The sequence below is a fragment of the Pseudophaeobacter sp. EL27 genome (assembly GCF_900313025.1).
In the GTDB taxonomy this organism is placed as follows: Bacteria; Pseudomonadota; Alphaproteobacteria; order Rhodobacterales; family Rhodobacteraceae; genus Pseudophaeobacter.
This window is the reverse complement of record NZ_OMPQ01000015.1, coordinates 167,628-187,221: the sequence shown is the minus strand read 5'-3', so window position 1 is coordinate 187,221 and position 19,594 is coordinate 167,628. Positions and strand designations below refer to the sequence as shown.

Sequence of the window (19,594 nt, the reverse complement as noted above, 5' to 3'; positions counted from 1 at the left end):
GGCCCGGAAGGGGCAGAAAGATCAGGCTAGCAAGCTCAGGTTTTTGTGACGTTAATTGCACCCGCAAATGGGCCCTAGCGGAGGGGGATTTGATGTGCCCCTTGCGGTTAGGTGGTTTCCAGCATTTCTGCGCAGGCCTCAGTCATAAACGCGGACATCTGTTCCTTGATGTCATCTGCGGTTATCTGCGTTTGGTTTTTTGCCTGCATGTCTGCGAGGATTTTGTTCAACACATCATCATGGCCGGGGTGTTGCAGGTCAGCGGTAACAACATCAGAGGCATAGCTCTCTGCCTGTGCATCGCTCAGGCTCAGGATATCCGCTGCCCAAAGCCCTAATAGTTTGTTGCAGCGGGCCCGGGCCTGAAATCGGAGATCAAGGTCATGCGCAAATTTTGCCTCAAAGGCCTGTACGCGGTCATCAAATGTCGTCATGTCACGTCCTCCAAAAAGCACTGTATTGGTATCGATATGGGACAATATGGGGCTGGAGACAGCGATTGCGACAATTTGCCGGTCTGAACGGGGCCAGCGCTTACCCTGTTTTGCGACCAGGATTGGGTAGATCGCCGGGCCAGATCCCAGATGTCTCGCGGATTTTTGCGGGTTTGCCTGCGACACTCTTTCCAAATGCGGTTCTATTCCTCTGGTTCGCGCCACTATACTTGCAGCAATTCCCCCCTTGCCCTATGAGAGCGGCAAGAAACCGGGCCGGGATTCCTGGCCTTTACCTCGAAAGGCTCCTCATGGCACGTCGCAAGAAGATCTACGAAGGCAAAGCCAAAACACTGTATGAAGGTCCGGAACCGGGCACCATCGTGCAGTATTTCAAGGATGACGCCACCGCGTTCAACGCCGAAAAGAAAGACGTGATCGAAGGCAAAGGTGTCCTGAACAACCTGCTGAGCGAATACTTCATGAAAGGCCTGGGCCAGATCGGCGTGCCGACACATTTCCTGAAGCGTCTGAACATGCGTGAGCAGCTGGTGCGGTCCTGCGAGATCATTCCCCTGGAAGTGATCGTGCGCAACTACGCTGCGGGCTCCATGTCCAAACGGCTTGGCATCGACGAGGGCACACAGCTGCCGCGTCCCATCGTCGAGTACTGCTACAAAGACGACAGCCTGGGTGATCCGCTGGTCTCCGAAGAGCATATCGCGGCCTTTGGCTGGGCCAGTCAGCAGGATATGGATGATATCCTCAGCCTGGCGCTGCGGGTGAACGACTTTATGTCCGGCGTCATGTTTGGTGTTGGGATCCGTCTGGTGGACTTCAAGATCGAAATTGGCCGCGTCTATGACGGCGATTTCCAGCGTCTGGTGGTGGCCGATGAGATCAGCCCCGACAGCTGCCGCCTGTGGGACATTGAGAGCGGGCAGAAGCTCGACAAGGATGTGTTCCGTCGCGACCTGGGCAGTCTGACCGATGCCTATAGCGAAGTGGCGCGCCGTCTGGGCGTGATGCCAAACAATCCGCCAAGCCCCAGCAAGCCGACGCTGGTGAACTGATCTGGTGAACATACTCTCTCCCCTATCTCCCGTCGAGCCGGGGGGGTACTACATTTTCTGCAAAGGGCGCGACCAGGGGTCGGCTCCCATCGAAGCTGAGGAACGACACGATGAAGGCACGGGTGCATGTAATGCTGAAGAACGGGGTTCTGGATCCACAGGGTGAGGCCGTGCGCCACGCGCTTGGGGCTCTGGGCTTTGATAAGGTCGAAGGCGTGCGTCAGGGCAAGGTGATTGATCTTGACCTCACGCCGGGCGCCACCGAGGCCGATGTGACCGAGATGTGCGAAAAGCTGCTCGCCAATACTGTGATCGAATCCTACAGCATCGAGATGAAGTGATGAAAGCAGCCGTCGTCGTATTTCCCGGATCCAATTGCGACCGCGATCTTGCGGTTGCCTTTGAACAGGCCGGCTTTGATGTCTCAATGGTGTGGCACAAGGACAGTGTGCTGCCCGAGGGTATTGATATCGTAGGCGTTCCCGGTGGTTTCTCCTATGGGGACTATCTGCGCTGCGGTGCCATTGCGGCCCAGTCGCCGATCTGTCAGGCAGTTGTCGAACATGCCAACCGTGGCGGCTATGCCATGGGGGTTTGCAACGGCTTCCAGATCCTCACCGAGACGGGTGTTCTGCCAGGCGCATTGCTGCGCAATGCCGGGCTGAAATACATTTGCCGCACCGTCGATCTGCAGGTCGCCACCGAAGACAGTGTCTTTACCAATGGCTATGCCAAGGGCGATGTGATCGGCATTCCGATCGCGCATCACGATGGCAACTACTTTGCCGATGCAGAGACCATCGCCGCGTTGAAAGACCAGGACCGCATTGCCTTTACCTATGCGGACAATCCAAATGGGTCGGTTGATGATATCGCCGGTATCCTGTCTGAAAACCGCCGCGTGCTTGGTATGATGCCGCACCCAGAGCGCGCCGCTGACGAAGGTCATGGTGGCACCGACGGAACGGCAGTCTTTCGCGCATTGGCCGGTATTGTCGCCGCGGCGTGACTTGAGCTCCTGCGGCGCCAGGAATAGGGTAAACCTATGAATGCGCCGCAGACTCCCAAAGCAGCCCCAGAAAAAGAGACCGGATCGCGCACCATTCCCTGGGGAGCGCGACTGGCGCTTTTGCTGTTCATGGGGGTTGCGGCAGTCACTGTCTGGGTGACCAACCAGCAATTGACCCATCGCTTTACCGACAGTACCCGCAATCGCGGCGAACTGCGGCTGGCGCTCTATTCTGGCAACCTTGTCAGCGAGTTGCGACGTTATGCGATTGTGCCTCAGCTGCTGGCGCGGGATCAGACCCTGATTGCGGCCCTGCAAAGCCAGGACTTCTCTCTATCAACCCAGCGCCTGTTGTCCTTCATTGAGGAAATCGGCGCGGACTCGATCATGCTGATGGCCAATGACGGTCGCACAGTTGCGGCGACCAATCGTAACCGGTTGGGCGAAAACCATCGCAATGAGGCCTATTTTGTTGATGCCGCCCGCGCCAGATCGACGGTGTTTTCCGTGATCAAACGCGAAGTGGGCGGCTACCGATTTACCTATTCCCGCCGGGTGGTGGATATATCGGGCCTGCTGGGCGTGATCGTCATCGAGGTTGATCTGCGCAAATTTGAACGCGCCTGGGCCGGGGTTTCGGATGCGGTGATGGTCACCGACAGCAAGGGCAATATCGTCCTGGCAACCGAGGCGCGCTGGCGGGGCCTCAAGGAGGGGGAGGCGCTGCTGTTGCAGACCCCCGAAAGCGCCATTCAGCGCGCCATCCGCGCGACGGCGGACTGGAGCACCCTGCCAGCTGATGCCTATTTGCAGGGTGAGGCGGTGATGCGGCTGGAGAACCGGGTGCCGTTTCAGGGCTGGCGGATGACCTCTTTCACCACCTTTGCTTCGATCCGCGAAAGGGTGAACGCGGTTTTGGCACTGGAGATCATGGGATTCGCCATCCTGCTGGCGCTGGCCTTTTATGCGCTCAGCCGCAAGACCGCGCTGCGCATGGCGCTGTTCCAGCGGGAGTCGGCGGAGCTTCGCGTATTGAACGCACGGCTCCAGCGGGAAATTGCCGAGCGCGAACGCATGCAAAAGACCCTTGCGGTGGCAGAACAAAGCCTGGCGCAGAGCTCAAAACTGGCGGCTCTGGGCGAGATGTCGGCAGCTGTCAGCCACGAGTTGAACCAGCCCTTGGCGGCGATGAAAACCTATCTGGCTGGGGCGCGGCTTTTGCTCAATCGCAACCGCCCTGATGAGGCGCTGGCCTCCTTTGGCCGGATTGATGATCTGATCGAACGCATGGGGGCGATTACGCGCCAGCTGAAGTCCTATGCCCGTAAGGGCGGTGATGCCTTTAGCCCTGTAAACCTTGGCGATGCGCTGGCCTCCAGCCTGTCGATGATGGAGCCACAGCTGCGCCAGCGCCATGTCAAGATCACCCGTATCCTTCCGGATGATCCGGTCTTTGTCATGGCCGATCGCATGCGGTTAGAACAGGTTATGGTCAACCTCTTGCGCAATGCGCTGGATGCCACCAAATCGGTTGAGGAGCCTGAGGTTGAGATCCTCCTGGCTGCGGGTGAGACTGCGACCCTGTCGGTGCGCGACAATGGGGTGGGGATTGAGGATTTTGGAAGCCTGTTTGATCCCTTCTACACCACCAAACAGGCCGGTGACGGGGTTGGGCTGGGGCTTGCCATCTCCTCTGGGATCGTGAACGACCTAGGGGGAAGGCTCGCAGCGCGCAACGGACAAAAAAGCGGCGCCGTGTTTGAAATGCAATTGCCGATCCTTGTGGATGGCATCGAGGCTGCCGAGTAGCGGCCCGTAACGAAAAGTGAGAAGGGGTGTCCTATGGCACAGGCCATGAAAATTGCGATCGTGGATGATGAGCAGGATATGCGCCAGTCGATCAGCCAATGGTTGGCGCTTTCGGGCTATGACACCGAGACCTTTGCCAGTGCCGAAGAGGCGCTCAAGGAGTTGGGGGCGGATTACCCTGGCATTGTCATTTCGGATATCAAGATGCCTGGCATGGATGGCATGCAGTTTCTGAAAAAGCTGATGGGCAGCGATAGTGGCCTGCCGGTTATCATGATCACCGGCCATGGTGATGTACCAATGGCGGTTGAGGCAATGCGAGTTGGTGCCTTTGATTTCCTTGAAAAACCTTTTAACCCCGATCGCATGTCAGAGCTGGCAAAACGTGCCACTGGTGCGCGCCGCCTGACGCTGGACAACCGGGCGCTGCGCCGTGAGCTGTCGGATGGTAGCCAGATCATGAAAAAACTCATCGGCATGAGCCCAGTGATGGAACGTCTGCGCGAAGATATTCTGGATCTGGGGCAGGCCGATGGTCATGTGCTGATTGACGGTGAAACCGGCACAGGCAAGACCCTGGTTGCCCATGCGCTGCATGCGGTCGGCAGCCGGGCGGGTAAGAAATTTGTGCTGATCTCCTGTTCTGCCCTAGAAGAAGAGGCGCTGTCCAAACGCCTGTTTGGTCCCATGCAGCCCGAAGACAGCCTGCTGCCTGCCATGGAAGAAGCCCGTGGCGGTACTTTGGTTCTGGAGGGGGTCGAGGCGCTGAGCGAGAGCCTGCAGGCAAAACTGCTGAGCGCCATCAACGAGCAGGGGACACCTGGTGAGACGCGGATCATTGCGATTTCCAATCTGCAAGAGGCCGGCAAAACCTGCGAGGATGCCCTGCGCTCGGATCTGTTTTACCGTCTTGCAGCACTGCGCGTCACGGTCCCACCACTGCGTCAACGGGGCGAAGACATCCTGACGCTTTTCACTCGTCTGTGTGAACAATTTGCCGAAGAATACGGCTGTGACGCTCCGCAGGTCTCGGCGCAGGAGGCAGCCCAGCTGTTGCAGGCGCCCTGGCCAGGGAATGTGCGCCAGCTGATCAATGTGGCTGAGCGGGCTGTGCTACAGGCGCGGCGCGGCTCTGGCACCATTGCCTCATTGTTGATGTCTGATCACGAAGAAATGCAGCCGGTGATGACCACCGAGGGCAAGCCGCTGAAGGAATATGTCGAAGCCTTTGAGCGTATGTTGATTGATAACACCATGCGCCGCCACAAGGGGTCGATTGCCAGCGTCATGGAAGAACTCTGCCTGCCGCGTCGGACCCTGAACGAGAAGATGGCAAAATACGCGCTGCAGCGTTCCGATTACCTCGGATAACGCGGTTTCTACCTGCAGGGCATAGGTTGCCCTGTGGGTAAGATTACTTTCTACTGGGGTGCCAGTGATTTGGCCTGGGGACAGAGCTACCTGTCAGCGCCAGACCCGGATTTTTTTTAATTTAACATTCATCATTTTGCAGTTTACCCGCTTTGTTGCCGCATCGACGGGCCAGGAATGACGAATGTCCATTGTCATTTCCGCCGTGCTGGTCTTATGGTGACCCTATGGGACGCGGTCTGCGTACCGGCCCAGCACTGATTGAGATTCGCTGTCTCGCAAATTTGACCGGCATGATCCGTGATCGGAACGACCCGACATCGGCATGAACCGCAAAAGCAAGACAGACCGATTGGCTCCGAAACCATACGGAGCAGCTAAGCGCCTCTTTGACAAATCAAAGAGGGATAACAAGGCAGGCAACGGGCCCTCCCGACCTGTCGGAGAAGAAACGCGATGACGCGCGCGAGAGCGAAGAGCATACAGGCACGAGGACCGGACGTAAGTTCCAGCGCCATCTCCTGTGGTGCGCCGTCCCAGATCGCCCTGACAAGACACCCCCCAATACATGCGCGGCCCCCTGATAAGGGGAGGCTTGCGCCTGCGCAGGGCAGGTGCACTAAGGAAACATGGCAAAGAAGATGCTTATCGATGCCACCCACGCGGAAGAAACCCGCGTCGTGGTGGTCGACGGAAACAAGGTTGAGGAGTTCGACTTTGAATCCGAGAACAAACGCCAGCTAGCTGGCAATATCTATCTGGCAAAAGTCACCCGGGTCGAACCTTCGCTACAGGCGGCCTTTGTGGAATATGGCGGCAATCGCCACGGATTTCTGGCCTTTTCGGAAATCCATCCCGATTATTACCAGATCCCGGTTGCCGACCGCGAAGCCCTGATGGAAGAAGAGCGCGCCTATGCGGAAGCACAGCGCGCTCGGGATGAGGACGAAGAGTCCAAACCCTCCCGCTCGCGTTCGCGGGGCCGTAAAGGCTCGCGCTCCAAAGCGGCCAAAGTCACTTCTGGCGATGCGGTGGAAACCAAAGAAGTTGCACCAGCCAAGGTCGAAGAACCTGTAAGTTCTGACGCCACCACATCTGAAACCCCTGTGGTTTCGGAAATCGCTGGCATGGAAACCATCGATCTGGTGGATGAGGTGGAAAGCGATGAGGCCAAGCTGGCCGAAGTTCCCGAAGGCTCCTCGCCGATGGAACGGGTCGCTGACACCCCTGTAGAAGAACCTACGGTTGCAGAAGAGGCCAGCCCTGAAGAAGAGGGTGCAGCCCAATCTGAATCCAGTGTTGAAGCTGACGCAAGTGTTGAAGCTGCGAGCGAAGACGCTGAAGCCGCTGCCGATGAAGCACCAGCTCAAGAAACATCTGAACAAGCTGCTGTGGAACCCGCAGGAGAAGAGGCGCCCGTGTCCGAGGCGCCTGTTGCTGCTGAAGCAACTTCTGAGGATGCCACGGTTCAGGCGCCTGAATCAGACGCGGCTGACAAAGAGGCTGGCGACGGCGAAGCAGCCAAGGTCGCAAGCAACGAGACTGGCGACAGCGATGAGCAGGGTGAGGCACGTGCCGATGCCAGCTCAAAAGATGAAAGCATTGAATCGGTTGCCGACGAAGACGACAGCGAAGACATTCGTCCGGCGCGCAAGCCTCGTCCACGTCGTTACAAGATCCAGGAAGTGATCAAGGTCCGTCAGGTTCTGCTGGTCCAGGTCGTTAAAGAAGAGCGCGGCAACAAAGGTGCCGCTCTGACCACCTATCTGTCGCTGGCAGGCCGCTACTGTGTTCTGATGCCCAATACCGCGCGCGGTGGTGGCATTAGTCGCAAGATCACCAATGCCGTTGACCGTAAAAAACTGAAAGACATCGCCACCGAAATCGACGTGCCATCTGGCGCCGGTCTCATTGTGCGCACCGCAGGTGCCAAGCGCACCAAGGCAGAGATCAAGCGCGACTATGAATACCTGCAGCGCCTCTGGGAGCAGATCCGCGAGCTGACGCTGAAAAGCGTTGCCCCTGCCAAGATCTACGAAGAAGGTGATCTGATCAAACGTTCGATCCGCGACCTTTACAATCGTGAGATCGACGAGGTTCTGGTTGAAGGCGAGCGCGGCTACCGCATCGCCAAGGACTTCATGAAAATGATCATGCCGTCCCACGCCAAAAACGTGAAGAACTACCAGGAAACCCTGCCGCTCTTTGCCCGTTTCCAGGTCGAGAGCTACCTTGGTGGGATGTTCAATCCGACAGTGCAGCTGAAATCCGGTGGCTATATCGTGATTGATACCACCGAGGCCCTGGTTGCTGTTGACGTGAACTCGGGTCGGGCGACAAAACAGTCCTCGATCGAGGAAACCGCGCTGAACACCAATCTGGAGGCCGCTGAAGAGGTGGCGCGCCAGCTGCGTCTGCGCGACCTTGCCGGTCTGATCGTCATCGACTTCATCGACATGGATGAGCGTAAGAATAACGCCGCCGTTGAAAACCGCATGAAGGACAAGCTGAAGACCGATCGCGCCCGCATTCAGGTGGGTCGTATCTCAGGCTTTGGTCTGATGGAAATGTCGCGCCAGCGTCTGCGTCCCGGTATGATCGAGGCGACAACACAGCCCTGTCCACATTGCCACGGCACGGGGCTGATCCGCTCGGATGATTCCATGGCCCTGTCGATCCTGCGTCAGATCGAGGAAGAAGGCACCCGCCGCCGCTCACGCGAGGTTCTGGTGCGTTGCCCGATCGATATCGCCAACTATCTGATGAACCAGAAGCGGGAGCATATCGCGCAGATCGAAACGCGCTATGGTCTGTCGGTTCGCATCGAAGGGGATGCGCATCTGGTCAGCCCAGATTTCACCCTTGAGAAGTTCAAGACCGCAACTCGTGTGGTGGCCGTCGCTGCGGCTCCGGTTGTTTCTGTGGATACCTCGCTGATGGCGCAGATCGATGCGGATGAAGCCGAAGCGGATGAGGACGAACTGCCCCAGGAGGATGTGGCTGAAGCTGCCGAGGCTGAGAGCAATGGCGAAGATAAGCCTAAGCGCAAGCGTCGTCGGCGTCGTCGCCGCAAGTCTGGTAACGGTGGTGAAAACTCTGAGGCTGATAGCAACGGAAACGAGGCGAGCGACAGTGCTGAAGCGTCTGAAGCCGCAGCTGATGGTGACGCTGCAGCGGATACCCAGCCCGCTGACGAAGCGGGTTCAGAAGAGAAAAAGCCAAGCCGTAAGCGGACCCGTACCCGTGGTGGACGGTCGCGTAATAAGAAGACCGGAGAGACCGCTGTTGCCGAGAACACAGAGGCTGAAGGCGTCGAGGCATCCACTGGTGCGACTGAAGCCCAGCCTGCGGCTGAGGTCGCAGCCGAGCCATCTGCACCTGAAGAGGCTGCGGCTCAAGCCGAGGCACCTGTGGCAGGAGATGTGACATCTGCGGCAGCGGATGCAGAGGTTTCCGAGGCACCAGCTGATGCACCCATGGCGGAAACTGTGACTGAAACGACAGCTGCTGAAGCCGCTACCACGGAAGTGGAAGTGGCTGCAGTTGAAGAGACACCTGCGGAAGAGGCCCCTGTCGTAGAACCTGCTGAGGCGGAGGCCACAACGGAGGCTGTCAGCGAACCGGTTGCAGAGGCCCCTGAAGAGCCCGCAGTCGAAGCAGAACCTGCAGTAGCTGCGGCTGAGCCAGAAGCGGCAGTAGCTGAAGTGGAACCTGAAGCGATTGCAGCAAGCGCGGAGCCGGAAGTGGCGGTTGCTGTCGCGGAACCAGAACCCGCGGCCCCACCCAAGCCCAAGCGGCGCGGCTGGTGGTCAATCGGTTAAAGCAAAGAGGCGGCCCCCGGGGTCGCCTTTTTCTTTGCTGCGTAAAGGGGGTTGGGGAAAATTTAGGAGGTGCCCAAAGGTGGTTGATGAGAGATCAGACTTGCTGGGCGAAATCCTGGAACAGGAGACACGTGTGTGGCAGGCCCTGGTTGACGGCGATGCAGAGGCCGATTTGGCTGCGCTTCATGTAGATTTTCTCGGCGTCTTTCCCAGTGGCTTTGCCACCCGCGCGGATCACTGTGATCAGCTGCGACAAGGGCCGACAGTGGTTTCTTTTGAACTCACAGAAGCGCGAGTTCTGCAGCTGGGTGCGGATCATGCCTGCCTGTCATATTTGGCGCGGTATCAACGTCCCGGTGCTGCAAAGGCGGATGCGATGTATGTATCTTCCATTTGGCAACGGCAGGGAGAGGGCTGGCTGAACCTCTTTAGTCAGGACACCCCCACAGCAGGATCAATTCCCGTCTAGGGTCATAAGATTCATTTGAATTTGTGGAGAGGGTTTCGCCAGCCGACTAGCCACCTTTGCGAATCTGATAGACCTGATGGTTTTCGCCCGCGCTTTGGCCCAGAAACACATGCCCGGCCTCGGTGCAGAAATGCGGGATGTCGATGATGGCAGCCGGGTCATCTGCAAGCACCTGCAAAACCTCGCCCGCCACCATGGCTTTCAGGCGTTTGCGCGCCTTTAGCACCGGCAGGGGGCAAAGCAGCCCAATGGCATCCAGGGTGGCATCGCTGTTGTTGGCAAAGGTATCCATGGCTTCCAGATAATCCGCTGCTCACGTCCTGTCCACAAGGATGTGACCAATGCCCCTCGTGACCTTTGCTACGGGCTGGTCTATGGGTCATGGGAACCTGATTTTGGGGAACGAGATGTTTGGAATTGAGATCATAGATGCAGGTCTTTTGCCTGCCATGTTTGTGGCGCTGCTGGGCGGCTTGATTAGCTTTCTGTCCCCCTGCGTGCTGCCGATTGTGCCGCCCTATCTCGCATATATGAGCGGTGTTTCAATTGGTGAGATGCAGGGCACGGCCGCGGCACGGCGCAAGGTGATCCTATCGGCGCTGTTCTTTGTTATGGGCCTGTCGACGGTGTTCCTTTTGCTGGGCTTCACCGCCTCCTTCTTTGGCGCATTTGTGCTGCAAAATCAGGAGCTTTTTGCCCAGGCTTCAGGTGTTGTGGTGATCATCTTTGGCCTGCATTTTCTATCTGTGTTCCGTATCCCGATCCTTGACCGGGAGGCGCGTGTCGATACCGGGCAGGCGGGTGGATCTGTGCTTGGGGCCTATGTGCTGGGGTTGGCCTTTGCCTTTGGCTGGACGCCCTGCATTGGCCCGCAACTGGGCGCGATCCTGTCGCTGGCCGCCTCCGAGGCCTCGGTCACGCGCGGCACCCTGCTGCTGGGCATCTATGCGCTTGGCCTTGGCGTGCCTTTCCTGCTGGCGGCGATCTTCGTCAACCGCTCAATGGCGGTGATGAACAAGATGAAGCGCCATATGGGGCTGATCGAAAAAATCATGGGCGCCCTGCTGCTGCTGGTGGGCTTTATGCTGGTCACTGGCCTGTTTTCAAGTTTCTCCTGGTGGCTCTTGGAGGCCTTCCCCTTCCTCGCCACTCTGGGCTAGGGCAAAGGGTTCTCCTGACCAATGCAGCCAACCTCTCTCGGGCAGATGTCCGGGAGAGGTTTTTCTGTTTCAGGCCCTGTCGCGGCCTTACTCTGGTCGGAAATTGCGGATAATCTGGCAGCAGAAGCAATGAGGCCAGGGAATGGACAGTGCAGTGCCGGGCTCAGCAGGGCCGGAGCCAGAGACCAGCCAGGACGTGAATGCCGCACCGGTGCGTGCGCGGCGGGTGTTTTATATTCCTGGCTATGACCCCATTCACCCGCGCCGCTACCGAGAGCTGTATCGCAAGGAAGCTGCCGCACAGGCGGAAATCAGCGCCTATCAAATCGCATTGCGGCCTCAGGCAAAAGCCGCTTCTAACGAAGGCGAGAAGCCGCGCCCCTATGGCTGGCGGGTTTCAGCTGCGATTGATGATCACCCTGTACGGTCAGAGTTTAGCGTGCTGGTTTGGTCTGATATTGTGCGCGACAGTATGGATGCCTCAATTGCGGGCACCTATCTGCAACTGATCCGCACCGCCTGGATTTATATCACCTCTGGCACCCTGGGTCGCCTCATGCGGCTGCGCAAGGGCCCTGTGATCGCGGCGCTCTATCCTGTTGGCATGCTGCTGGTTCAGGCACTCCTTGCCCTTCTATTGCTCTGGGCCTGTGTTGCGGGCTGGGAGGCAGTTCTGGCTTTGCTCGGAGACCAGATGTCCTGGGTTTTGCAGCTGCCCGGTTGGGGGATCGGCGCAGCGGCGGCCCTTGCCCTGCTCAGGTGGTTCAAAAAGCAGGACGGTAAGTTCTTTGCCTATTACCTGATGCATGACTACGCCTATTCAGCTGCTTCACGCGGGGAAAACCCACCTGAGTTGGAGGCGCGGATTGCCGCCTTTAAGGAAGAGATCAGCGCGGCCTTGAGGGCAGGCGATATTGATGAGCTGCTGGTTGTTGGGCATTCTTCGGGGGCGCATGTCGGGGTTTCGGTTCTGGCGGATCTGATCCGGGAAGGCCTGCCCGAGACCTGTCCTGAAATCGGGTTTCTGTCTCTGGGGCAGGTGGTGCCGATGGTGTCTTTCCTGCCCCGCGCCAGCCGCTTGCGCGCCGATCTGCAATATCTGTCCCAGCGGGAGGAAATAGCCTGGGTTGATGTCTCGGCACCGGGCGATGGCTGTGCCTTTGCACTCTGTGATCCGGTCTCGGTCAGTGGCGTTGCCCCCCCTGACAAGCGCTGGCCCCTGGTGTTCTCCGCCGCCTTCACCCAGACACTGAGCCCGGCGCGATGGGCCGAGTTGCGCTGGCGGTTTTTCCGGCTGCATTTTCAGTACTTATGCGCCTTTGACCGGCCTGGTGATTATGACTACTTCCGCATTACCGCCGGGGCACAGACGCTGCGGCAGCGCTATCGGTCCCGCAAAGCCTCAGGGAGCCGGATTGACGTGCCTGTGTCCAAATATATTTCGGTGAGACCGGAATGAGCGCATCTGAAAGACAGCCACCCAAACCCGCCGCACGACCCAATCGTGTTTCGCTGTGGCGGTATGTAAAGCTGTTTCGCGAGGATATCCTGTCAGCGCAACCGGCCAAGCTGTACCGGGCCTGGATGGCCGAATTTCGCGCCCCGAGTTTTCGCTCCTATCTGATCAATCAGCCCGACCTGATCAAGCGGGTGCTGAAAGAGCAGCCGGATGACTTCCCCAAGTCTGATCGCATAGCAGAGGGGCTAAAACCGCTACTGGGAAATTCGGTGTTCCTGACCAATGGCGAGACCTGGAAGCGCCAGCGTCGCATCATTGATCCCGCCTTTGAGGGTGGGCGATTGAAGGCAACCTATCCGGCAATGCGGGCCGCTGCGGATTCTGCGATACTGCGTTTGCTGGCGCAGGTCGGGCAGGGCGCCAAGATCGAGGTGGAAGAGGTCACCAGCCATGTGGCGGCGGATGTGATCTTTCGCACCCTGTTTTCGATCCCCATCGAGAATAAGGTTGCCGGAGAGGTCTTTACCCGGTTTCGCGATTATCAACGCAGCCAGCCCCTGTTGAACCTGGCGGCCTTTGTGCCGCTGCCCAAATGGATGCCGCGGTTTTTTCGACGTGGGACCCGCCCCAACGCCAATGTCATCCGGGCGCTGTTCACCGACCTGACCGAAGCGCGCATGGCAGAGATTGAGGCAGGCAGCGCGCCCGAGGATCTGGCCACCAAGATCATGACCACGACGGATCCCCAAACCGGGGCGCGCTTTGACGCGCAGGAAATGGTGGATCAGGTGGCGATCTTCTTTCTGGCGGGGCATGAAACCAGTGCCTCGGCCCTAGCCTGGACGCTCTATCTGATGGCGCTATATCCCGACTGGCAGGAGCAGTTGGCACAGGAAGCTGGCGCGCTGGAGGATGAGAGTTTTGCCGCGATCTCAAAATTGCGCCTGTCGCGGGATGTGTTTCGTGAGGCGCTGCGGCTCTATCCGCCGGTGCCAATGATGGTGCGCGAGGCCAGCTGCCCGGTGACCTTCCGCAACCGGTCGGTGCCGAAGGGGGCGCAGATTGTGCTCAGCCCCTGGCATCTGCAACGGCATGAAAAACTATGGGACAATCCGGACGGGTTTGACCCGAACCGCTGGCAGACGGAGAATGGCAAGCAATGCCAGCGTGATGCCTATATTCCCTTCTCCGCCGGGCCGCGTGTCTGCCCGGGGGCTGGGTTTGCCATGGTGGAGGGGCCATTGATCCTGTCGATGATCCTGCGCCATTTCAAAATTGCCTGCGTTAAGGGGGCAGCCCCTGTGCCGGTGGCGCATCTGACGGTGCGCTCAAGGAATGGGATCTGGTTGCAGATGACCCCGCGCGAGGCGGCAGGTCAGTCCTGAGCGAAAAGACGCGACTGCAAATCACGTAGAACAAACAGCCGAATGGCAGAGGCCAATCCGCAATCTGCCCCGCGAGCTTCATCAATTTCGGCTGCTAACTCATTGATCGGTCTGCCAGTTCGGCTGGCGATTTGGCGAAAAGCCAGCCAAAAGGGATCTTCCAATGAGACCGATGTCCGGTGCCCGCGTAAGGTCAGGGAGTGTTTACGAGGGCGGCTGTTCATTGGTCGCTCTTGTCGCCATCAAGGTGGCCATCAAGATCACGCTTTGCCTTGGCAGCACGGGCCTTTTCCAGCTCTTTTTCCAGCTTGCTTCGGCCAAATTTGACAGCGTTTTCGTCAGCGCGGGCCCTATCCTTGGCCCGCGCCTGGGTCTTGCGATACCGGTTCAGATTGACCGGCATGCCCATTAGTCCTTGGGACCGATCATCTGCTCGGGGCGAACAACCGCATCAAAGGTCGCCTCATCCACAAAGCCAAGCGCGATGGCCTCTTCTTTGAGGGTGGTGCCGTTTTTGTGGGCGGTCTTGGCAACCTTGGTGGCATTGTCATAGCCAATGGTCGGCGCCAGAGCGGTCACCAGCATCAGCGATTCTTTCATCAGCTTGTCGATGCGTGGCTCGTTGGCCTGAATGCCGTCCAGCATCCGTTCGGTAAAGCTGTCGGTGGCATCGCCCAAGAGCTGGATCGACTGCAACAGGTTGTAGGACATCATCGGGTTATAGACGTTGAGCTCAAAATGGCCCTGGCTGCCGGCAAATTTGATCGCCGCGTCATTGCCCATGACATGGGCCGCCACTTGCGTCAGGGCCTCGGCCTGGGTGGGGTTCACCTTGCCGGGCATGATCGAGGAGCCTGGCTCGTTCTCGGGCAGGATCAACTCTCCCAGACCGGAACGGGGGCCGGAGCCCAGGAAGCGGATGTCGCTGGCGATCTTGTAGCAGCTGCCTGCGATGGTCGCGAGGGCGCCCGACAGGAAGACCATGGCGTCATGGGCGGCCAGGGCCTCAAACTTGTTGGGGGCGGTGACAAAGGGCAGATCGGTGATCTCTGCCATATTGGCGGCGACGGTCTCGCTCCAACCCTTTTGGGTGTTCAGACCGGTACCAACAGCGGTGCCGCCCTGAGCGAGCTCATAGATGCCGGGCATGGCCAGCTCGACACGGGCAATGCCCTGACGGATCTGATGGGCGTAGCCCCCAAATTCCTGACCCAGAGTCAGCGGAGTCGCATCCTGGGTATGGGTCCGGCCAATCTTGATGATGTCTTTGAACTCTTCCGATTTGTTCTCAAGACCCTTGGCGAGTTTTTCCAGACCGGGCAGCAGCACGTCACGTACCGACATGGCGGTGGCGATATGCATGGCGGTGGGGAAAGTATCGTTGGAGGACTGGCCCATGTTGCAATGGTCATTGGGGTGAACCGGGTCTTTTGATCCGATCACGCCGCCGAGCATCTCAATCGCACGGTTGGCGATGACCTCGTTGGAGTTCATGTTGGACTGGGTGCCGGAGCCGGTCTGCCAAACCACCAGTGGGAAGTTGTCGTCAAACTTGCCCTCGATGACTTCACCCGCAGCGGCGATGACGGCATCCGCGATGCGGTCTTCCATCTTGCCGGAGGCCTTGTTGGCCATGGCGCAGGCCTGTTTGATCACACCCAGGGCGCGCACGATGGCGACGGGCTGCTTTTCCCAACCAATGGGGAAGTTCATGATCGAGCGCTGTGTCTGAGCGCCCCAATATTTGTCTGTAGGAACCTCTAGCGGACCAAAGCTGTCGGTCTCGGTGCGGGTATCGGACATCTTGTCTATCTCCGTCTGGTATGCCGTTGCATGCCGTTTATCCTCTGCGTCCTCGCGACGCAATTGGCCAGTTGCGCGCAGCATAGCTTATCACGGGCCGGGGTATAGGGAGAATTCGCCCAATTGGGATTGTTCCATGTCATTGCTAGATGTACTCAGATCTTTAGAATGGATGTGAAGCGGAGGCTTTGGCCACTAGGCACCCGTTTATTGCCAGTACAATGGGAGATCACTGTGATCCAAAAAGTCGAACCCTGCCGCCCGGTATTTGCGGCACAAGCCCTTCGACCAAGCCCGTTCAAAGAACGGATTCTTCCTGTGGTTTTGTCGCTGCTGGTTTTTACCCTCGCGCTGCTCTTTGGCCAGGTTTCCCGGGCTTCGGCCCATGAGGTATCCGATTTTCTGGGCCATTATTCTGGCTCGGCTGAAGTAACGCAAAGCGATGGAACGCGTGATCTGCGTAATTTGAGCGTGGTGATTTCCGAGACCCATAATGGCTTTGAGGTTCAGTGGAGCACGGTAACCGAAAAAGAGGACGGGCGGCGCAAGGAGAAATCTTACACGGTTGAGTTCATCCGAAGTGACCGCAGAGGAATTTTTTCTGCGGCGATGCATCGGAATGTCTTTGGTCATGAGGTGCAGCAGGATCCGATGAAAGGGCAGCCCTATGTCTGGGCGCGCCTAACCGGCGATACATTGACGGTGTTTTCGATGTTTATTCACCAAAACGGCGATTATGAGATGCAGCAATATGACCGCAGCCTGACCGAAGAAGGGCTCGCTCTGGTTTTTCAAACGCACCGCAATGGCGAGCCTGTGCGCCAGATTGAAGCTGAGCTTCTGCGTCAATGATGGCCAGGCCAGAGGAAAGGCGACTGAGCAAAGACTGAGCCAGTCGCTATGTTCCCTGTTGCTACATTGAGGGTGTATTGAGATTCGAGTACGGGCAAGCCGACATATTCAGGCAGGGCCGTCTGTGAAGAGTCCAAAACAGTCACCACGTGCTGCTCCACCAGCAAAGCGGAGGGTGCCCACTCCCAATTAGATGAACGCGGGACTTGTGATGGGACTAGTGTTTGCGGAAACTGTCCAGCGACACAACATCCCCCTCAGAGGCGCGCGGCGCGTTGTCATCCTCATCGCTGTCGTCCACTTCAGGTTCATCATCCAAGTGAGAGAGCTCTTCATCGTCATTTTCATCTGCGGATTCAAACCGCAGCCCAAATTCAACCGAAGGATCGACAAAGGTCTCGATCGCGTCATAGGGAATATAGAGCGGTTCTGGTGCGTCACCGAAGTTCAGGGTGATGCCAAAGCCATCTTCACCAACGTCCAGATTGTCGTACCAATGCTGCATCACCACCGTCATGGCGCCGGGATAGCGATCCCGCAACCAGTCTGCCAATTGGGCGTCCGGGTGGTTAGTATCAAAGGTGATGAAGAAATGATGGTTCCCGGGCAGGCCCTTGTCCGCCACATCCTGCAGGACGGTGCGAATGAGGCCGCGCATGGCGGAGTGCATCAGATTGCCGTAGTCGATCTCGCGGGACATGAAAGACACCCCTGTTAAAATTGCTGCACCAGCATAGGGGATTCTACCAGAAACTAAAGGGGAGCCCGGCTGGTTTTTGTCATTATTTTGGAGCTCTAGCTGGAGCAAGAAACCCGGCCTTTGACCGGGTGCCTGTTGCTATAGCGCCGACAGCAGGGGCTGCACAAAGAGCCCGGCCAGAGCCATGATCGCAAGCAGCCAGAACAGCCGTCCGCGCAGGCCATAGGCGACCAGTGGCGCCAGCAGGGTCAGCAGCAGGGCGGCAGGGGCCAGACTGTGAAGATTGGGCCAGGGCATCGCCAATGGGCCTGTTTGCAGATGGGTAACCTCTTGAAACAGCACATGGAGTGCAAACCAGACCATCAGGTTGAGGATAACACCAGTCACAGTGGCGGTAATCGCCTTGAGCGCAGCTGCAAGCCGGGGCAGGGCCGCCAGGCGCTCTACATAGGGGGCGGCTGCAAAAATCCACAGGAAACAGGGCATGAAGGTCGCCCAGAGCGCTGTTGCACCGGCCGCGAGGAAGAGCGCAAAGCCCCCCTGTTTCAGTCCGGCCAGCATAGCGACAAACTGGGTGACCAGGATCAGCGGTCCGGGCGTGGTTTCGGCGAGGCCCAGCGCGTCGATCATCTCGCCCGCGCTAATCCACTGGTATTGCTGTACAACGGCCTGGCTCATATAGGCCAGCACCGCATAGGCCCCACCAAAGGTCACCACTGCCAATTTGGCAAAGAACCAGCCGATGCTGGCCAGGAAATCAGCGCCAACGAGACTGAGAAGGATGAGAGGAAGCAGCCATAGACCACCCCAGATTGCCACCGTGCGCAGGGTGTGATGGGCTCTGAAATCTGGCGCTGTCGCCATTGGTTTTACGACCTGGCCGGGAGAGGCCCGGCTGGGGGGGCGCAACAGGCCGAGGATCCCGGCGCCCAGGATCACCAGCGGAAAGGGCAGGCCAAAGGCAAAAAGAGCCATAAAGCCAAACCCGGCCAGCCAGTAGTCCTGTCGAGCTTTCAGGGCCTTGTGGCTCAGCTTCCACAGGGCCTGAACAACGATGACCACCACTGCGGCCTTGATGCCGAGGAATGCCGCCTGCACCGAAGGTAGGGTGCCAAAGGCCGTGTAAAGCCAGACAAGGGTAGCGATGACAAAGGCGCCGGGCAGCACAAAGAGCAAGCCTGCTAACAGGCCGCCAGAAAACCCACGCAGACGCCATCCGGTATAGGTGCAGAGCTGCATGGCCTCAGGCCCGGGCAGAAGCATGCAAAAGGACAGGCCGCGCAAAAAACTCTCTTCATCCAGCCAGGGGCGCTCTTCAACCAGCTCCCGGTGCATCACCGCGATCTGCGCGGCAGGCCCGCCAAAACTCATCAGGCCGATCTTGCCAAAGACCCGCCACATCTCACGCCAGGAAACGGGGGTCATGTCTTTTTACCTGTTGGCCAATCATGGGTCTCGCCCTGGCCATCCCTGGCCCAGCGGTACAGCGCATCATAGAGGTGGAAACCAGCCTCCAGTTGCTGGTGGTCGTCACGATATTGCCGGGACAGCCCAACCGAAAGCGCCAAAAGCCCTGCGGCCTCGGGGGCCAGATCGTGGCGATTGGTGTCCGCGGCCCGCACCACGGTTGCGACCCGGTCAAGCGCTTCTGTACGCAGGGAGAACCTGTCCAGCATGGTGTCAAAGCTGCAGTGATCCCCCCGATGAGACCAATCACCACCTTCGGTATCAAAGGCAGTGGCACTGTAGCGGTCAGCAACCCCAGCGACCTCAGCAGGGGCGACAAACAGAAACCGGGCCTGTGGATCGACAAAGCGGCGGATCAGCCAGGGGCAGGCAATGCGGTCGATCTTGGGGCGGTGGCGGGTCACCCAGAGGCTTGGGCGGAGGTTTTTGCCAGGCAGGGACGCCACCGGAACACGTGGGGCATCCCTTAGATCTCGCCAGGCAAACATGCCACCTTTGAGGTATTCGGCTGTGAGCCCCTCGCTGCGCAGCCAGGAGGTCAGCCCCTGTGAAAGTTTGCGCCCGCGCTGACAAACAATCACGCAGGGAGCAGATCCAATGCGGGCCTTCAGCCCCTCAATATCCGCATGTGGATGGCGAAAGGAGCCGGGAATGAGGTGAGGGTCTGCGTCAAAGTCTTCATCGGTGCAGATGTCTACGATATTCGGCGCGGTCGGGGTGCCAATCAGGCGCAGCAGCTGTGGTGGGGTGATTTCATTGGGGGCGGCCAAGGGGAGGTCTCC

19 protein-coding genes are annotated in these 19,594 nt (G+C 58.5%); 11 read left to right on the top strand and 8 right to left on the bottom strand.

Annotated features, from left to right (window positions below; translation table 11 throughout):
• Positions 1-107: 107 nt before the first annotated feature.
• Positions 108-434, bottom strand: a complete 327-nt coding sequence (locus tag ED661_RS19325) for a DUF1476 domain-containing protein (protein WP_122077068.1) — start codon at positions 432-434, stop codon at positions 108-110.
• Between the two features lie 311 nt (positions 435-745).
• Here ED661_RS19325 and purC point away from each other — a divergent pair, with 311 nt between their 5' ends.
• From purC to ED661_RS19290, 7 genes are all read left to right on the top strand, one after another.
• Entirely contained in the window at positions 746-1,507 is a 762-nt protein-coding gene (gene purC, locus ED661_RS19320; RefSeq protein WP_122076192.1) for a phosphoribosylaminoimidazolesuccinocarboxamide synthase, read from the top strand.
• Positions 1,508-1,617: 110 nt separating this feature from the next.
• Positions 1,618-1,848, top strand: a complete 231-nt coding sequence (gene purS, locus ED661_RS19315) for a phosphoribosylformylglycinamidine synthase subunit PurS (RefSeq protein ID WP_122076190.1) — start codon at positions 1,618-1,620, stop codon at positions 1,846-1,848.
• The gene (gene purQ / locus ED661_RS19310; protein ID WP_122076188.1) at positions 1,848-2,516 is read left to right on the top strand and encodes a phosphoribosylformylglycinamidine synthase subunit PurQ; all 669 of its coding nucleotides are present in this window, start codon (positions 1,848-1,850) and stop codon (positions 2,514-2,516) included. The genes purS and purQ overlap by 1 nt, the downstream gene beginning before the upstream one ends.
• A 36-nt stretch (positions 2,517-2,552) precedes the next feature.
• Positions 2,553-4,325, top strand: coding sequence for an ATP-binding protein (locus ED661_RS19305; protein ID WP_122076186.1), 1,773 nt, complete (start codon positions 2,553-2,555; stop codon positions 4,323-4,325).
• 33 nt (positions 4,326-4,358) lie between these two features.
• Entirely contained in the window at positions 4,359-5,696 is a 1,338-nt protein-coding gene (locus ED661_RS19300; RefSeq protein ID WP_122076184.1) for a sigma-54 dependent transcriptional regulator, read from the top strand.
• A gap of 629 nt (positions 5,697-6,325) precedes the next feature.
• A complete protein-coding gene (locus ED661_RS19295; protein WP_122076182.1) occupies positions 6,326-9,517 on the top strand; it encodes a ribonuclease E/G in 3,192 nt (1,063 codons plus the stop codon).
• A gap of 79 nt (positions 9,518-9,596) precedes the next feature.
• The gene (locus ED661_RS19290; RefSeq protein WP_122076181.1) at positions 9,597-9,986 is read left to right on the top strand and encodes a nuclear transport factor 2 family protein; all 390 of its coding nucleotides are present in this window, start codon (positions 9,597-9,599) and stop codon (positions 9,984-9,986) included.
• A gap of 46 nt (positions 9,987-10,032) precedes the next feature.
• Here the strand turns inward: ED661_RS19290 and ED661_RS19285 are convergent, their stop codons facing one another.
• Positions 10,033-10,278 (bottom strand): sulfurtransferase TusA family protein, encoded by a 246-nt coding sequence (locus tag ED661_RS19285; protein ID WP_122076179.1) that lies wholly within the window; start codon positions 10,276-10,278, stop codon positions 10,033-10,035.
• A 115-nt stretch (positions 10,279-10,393) separates the two neighbouring features.
• Here ED661_RS19285 and ED661_RS19280 point away from each other — a divergent pair, with 115 nt between their 5' ends.
• The 3 genes from ED661_RS19280 (at position 10,394) to ED661_RS19270 (ending at position 13,990) form a co-directional block, all read left to right on the top strand.
• Complete coding sequence (locus ED661_RS19280; RefSeq protein WP_122077065.1) at positions 10,394-11,146, top strand: cytochrome c biogenesis CcdA family protein; 753 nt, start codon at positions 10,394-10,396, stop codon at positions 11,144-11,146.
• 142 nt (positions 11,147-11,288) lie between these two features.
• Complete coding sequence (locus tag ED661_RS19275; protein ID WP_254054898.1) at positions 11,289-12,605, top strand: hypothetical protein; 1,317 nt, start codon at positions 11,289-11,291, stop codon at positions 12,603-12,605.
• A complete protein-coding gene (locus ED661_RS19270; protein ID WP_122076177.1) occupies positions 12,602-13,990 on the top strand; it encodes a cytochrome P450 in 1,389 nt (462 codons plus the stop codon). Before ED661_RS19275 ends, ED661_RS19270 begins: the two co-directional genes overlap by 4 nt.
• On the opposite strand, the gene ED661_RS19265 is transcribed toward ED661_RS19270, so the two are convergent.
• The 3 genes from ED661_RS19265 to fumC are packed head-to-tail and all read right to left on the bottom strand — an operon-like array spanning position 13,981 to position 15,793.
• Positions 13,981-14,214, bottom strand: a complete 234-nt coding sequence (locus tag ED661_RS19265) for a ribbon-helix-helix domain-containing protein (RefSeq protein WP_122076175.1) — start codon at positions 14,212-14,214, stop codon at positions 13,981-13,983. The two genes, ED661_RS19270 and ED661_RS19265, sit on opposite strands and share 10 nt — an antisense overlap.
• Positions 14,211-14,399 (bottom strand): DUF4169 family protein, encoded by a 189-nt coding sequence (locus ED661_RS19260; protein WP_122076173.1) that lies wholly within the window; start codon positions 14,397-14,399, stop codon positions 14,211-14,213. Before ED661_RS19260 ends, ED661_RS19265 begins: the two co-directional genes overlap by 4 nt.
• Positions 14,399-15,793: a class II fumarate hydratase gene (fumC, locus tag ED661_RS19255; RefSeq protein ID WP_122077059.1), complete on the bottom strand. Its 1,395-nt coding sequence runs from the start codon at positions 15,791-15,793 to the stop codon at positions 14,399-14,401. Before fumC ends, ED661_RS19260 begins: the two co-directional genes overlap by 1 nt.
• 234 nt (positions 15,794-16,027) lie before the next feature.
• On the opposite strand from fumC, the gene ED661_RS19250 reads away from it, so the two are divergent.
• Entirely contained in the window at positions 16,028-16,645 is a 618-nt protein-coding gene (locus tag ED661_RS19250) for a hypothetical protein (RefSeq protein ID WP_254054897.1), read from the top strand.
• Positions 16,646-16,862: 217 nt separating this feature from the next.
• On the opposite strand, the gene ED661_RS19245 is transcribed toward ED661_RS19250, so the two are convergent.
• The 3 genes from ED661_RS19245 to ED661_RS19235 form a co-directional block, all read right to left on the bottom strand.
• On the bottom strand, positions 16,863-17,345 hold the full coding sequence (locus ED661_RS19245) for an SspB family protein (RefSeq protein WP_122076171.1): 483 nt from the start codon (positions 17,343-17,345) through the stop codon (positions 16,863-16,865).
• A gap of 138 nt (positions 17,346-17,483) precedes the next feature.
• Positions 17,484-18,770 (bottom strand): chromate efflux transporter, encoded by a 1,287-nt coding sequence (gene chrA / locus ED661_RS19240; RefSeq protein ID WP_122076169.1) that lies wholly within the window; start codon positions 18,768-18,770, stop codon positions 17,484-17,486.
• A complete protein-coding gene (locus ED661_RS19235) occupies positions 18,767-19,582 on the bottom strand; it encodes a sulfurtransferase/chromate resistance protein (protein ID WP_122076167.1) in 816 nt (271 codons plus the stop codon). Before ED661_RS19235 ends, chrA begins: the two co-directional genes overlap by 4 nt.
• Positions 19,583-19,594 lie beyond the last annotated feature (12 nt).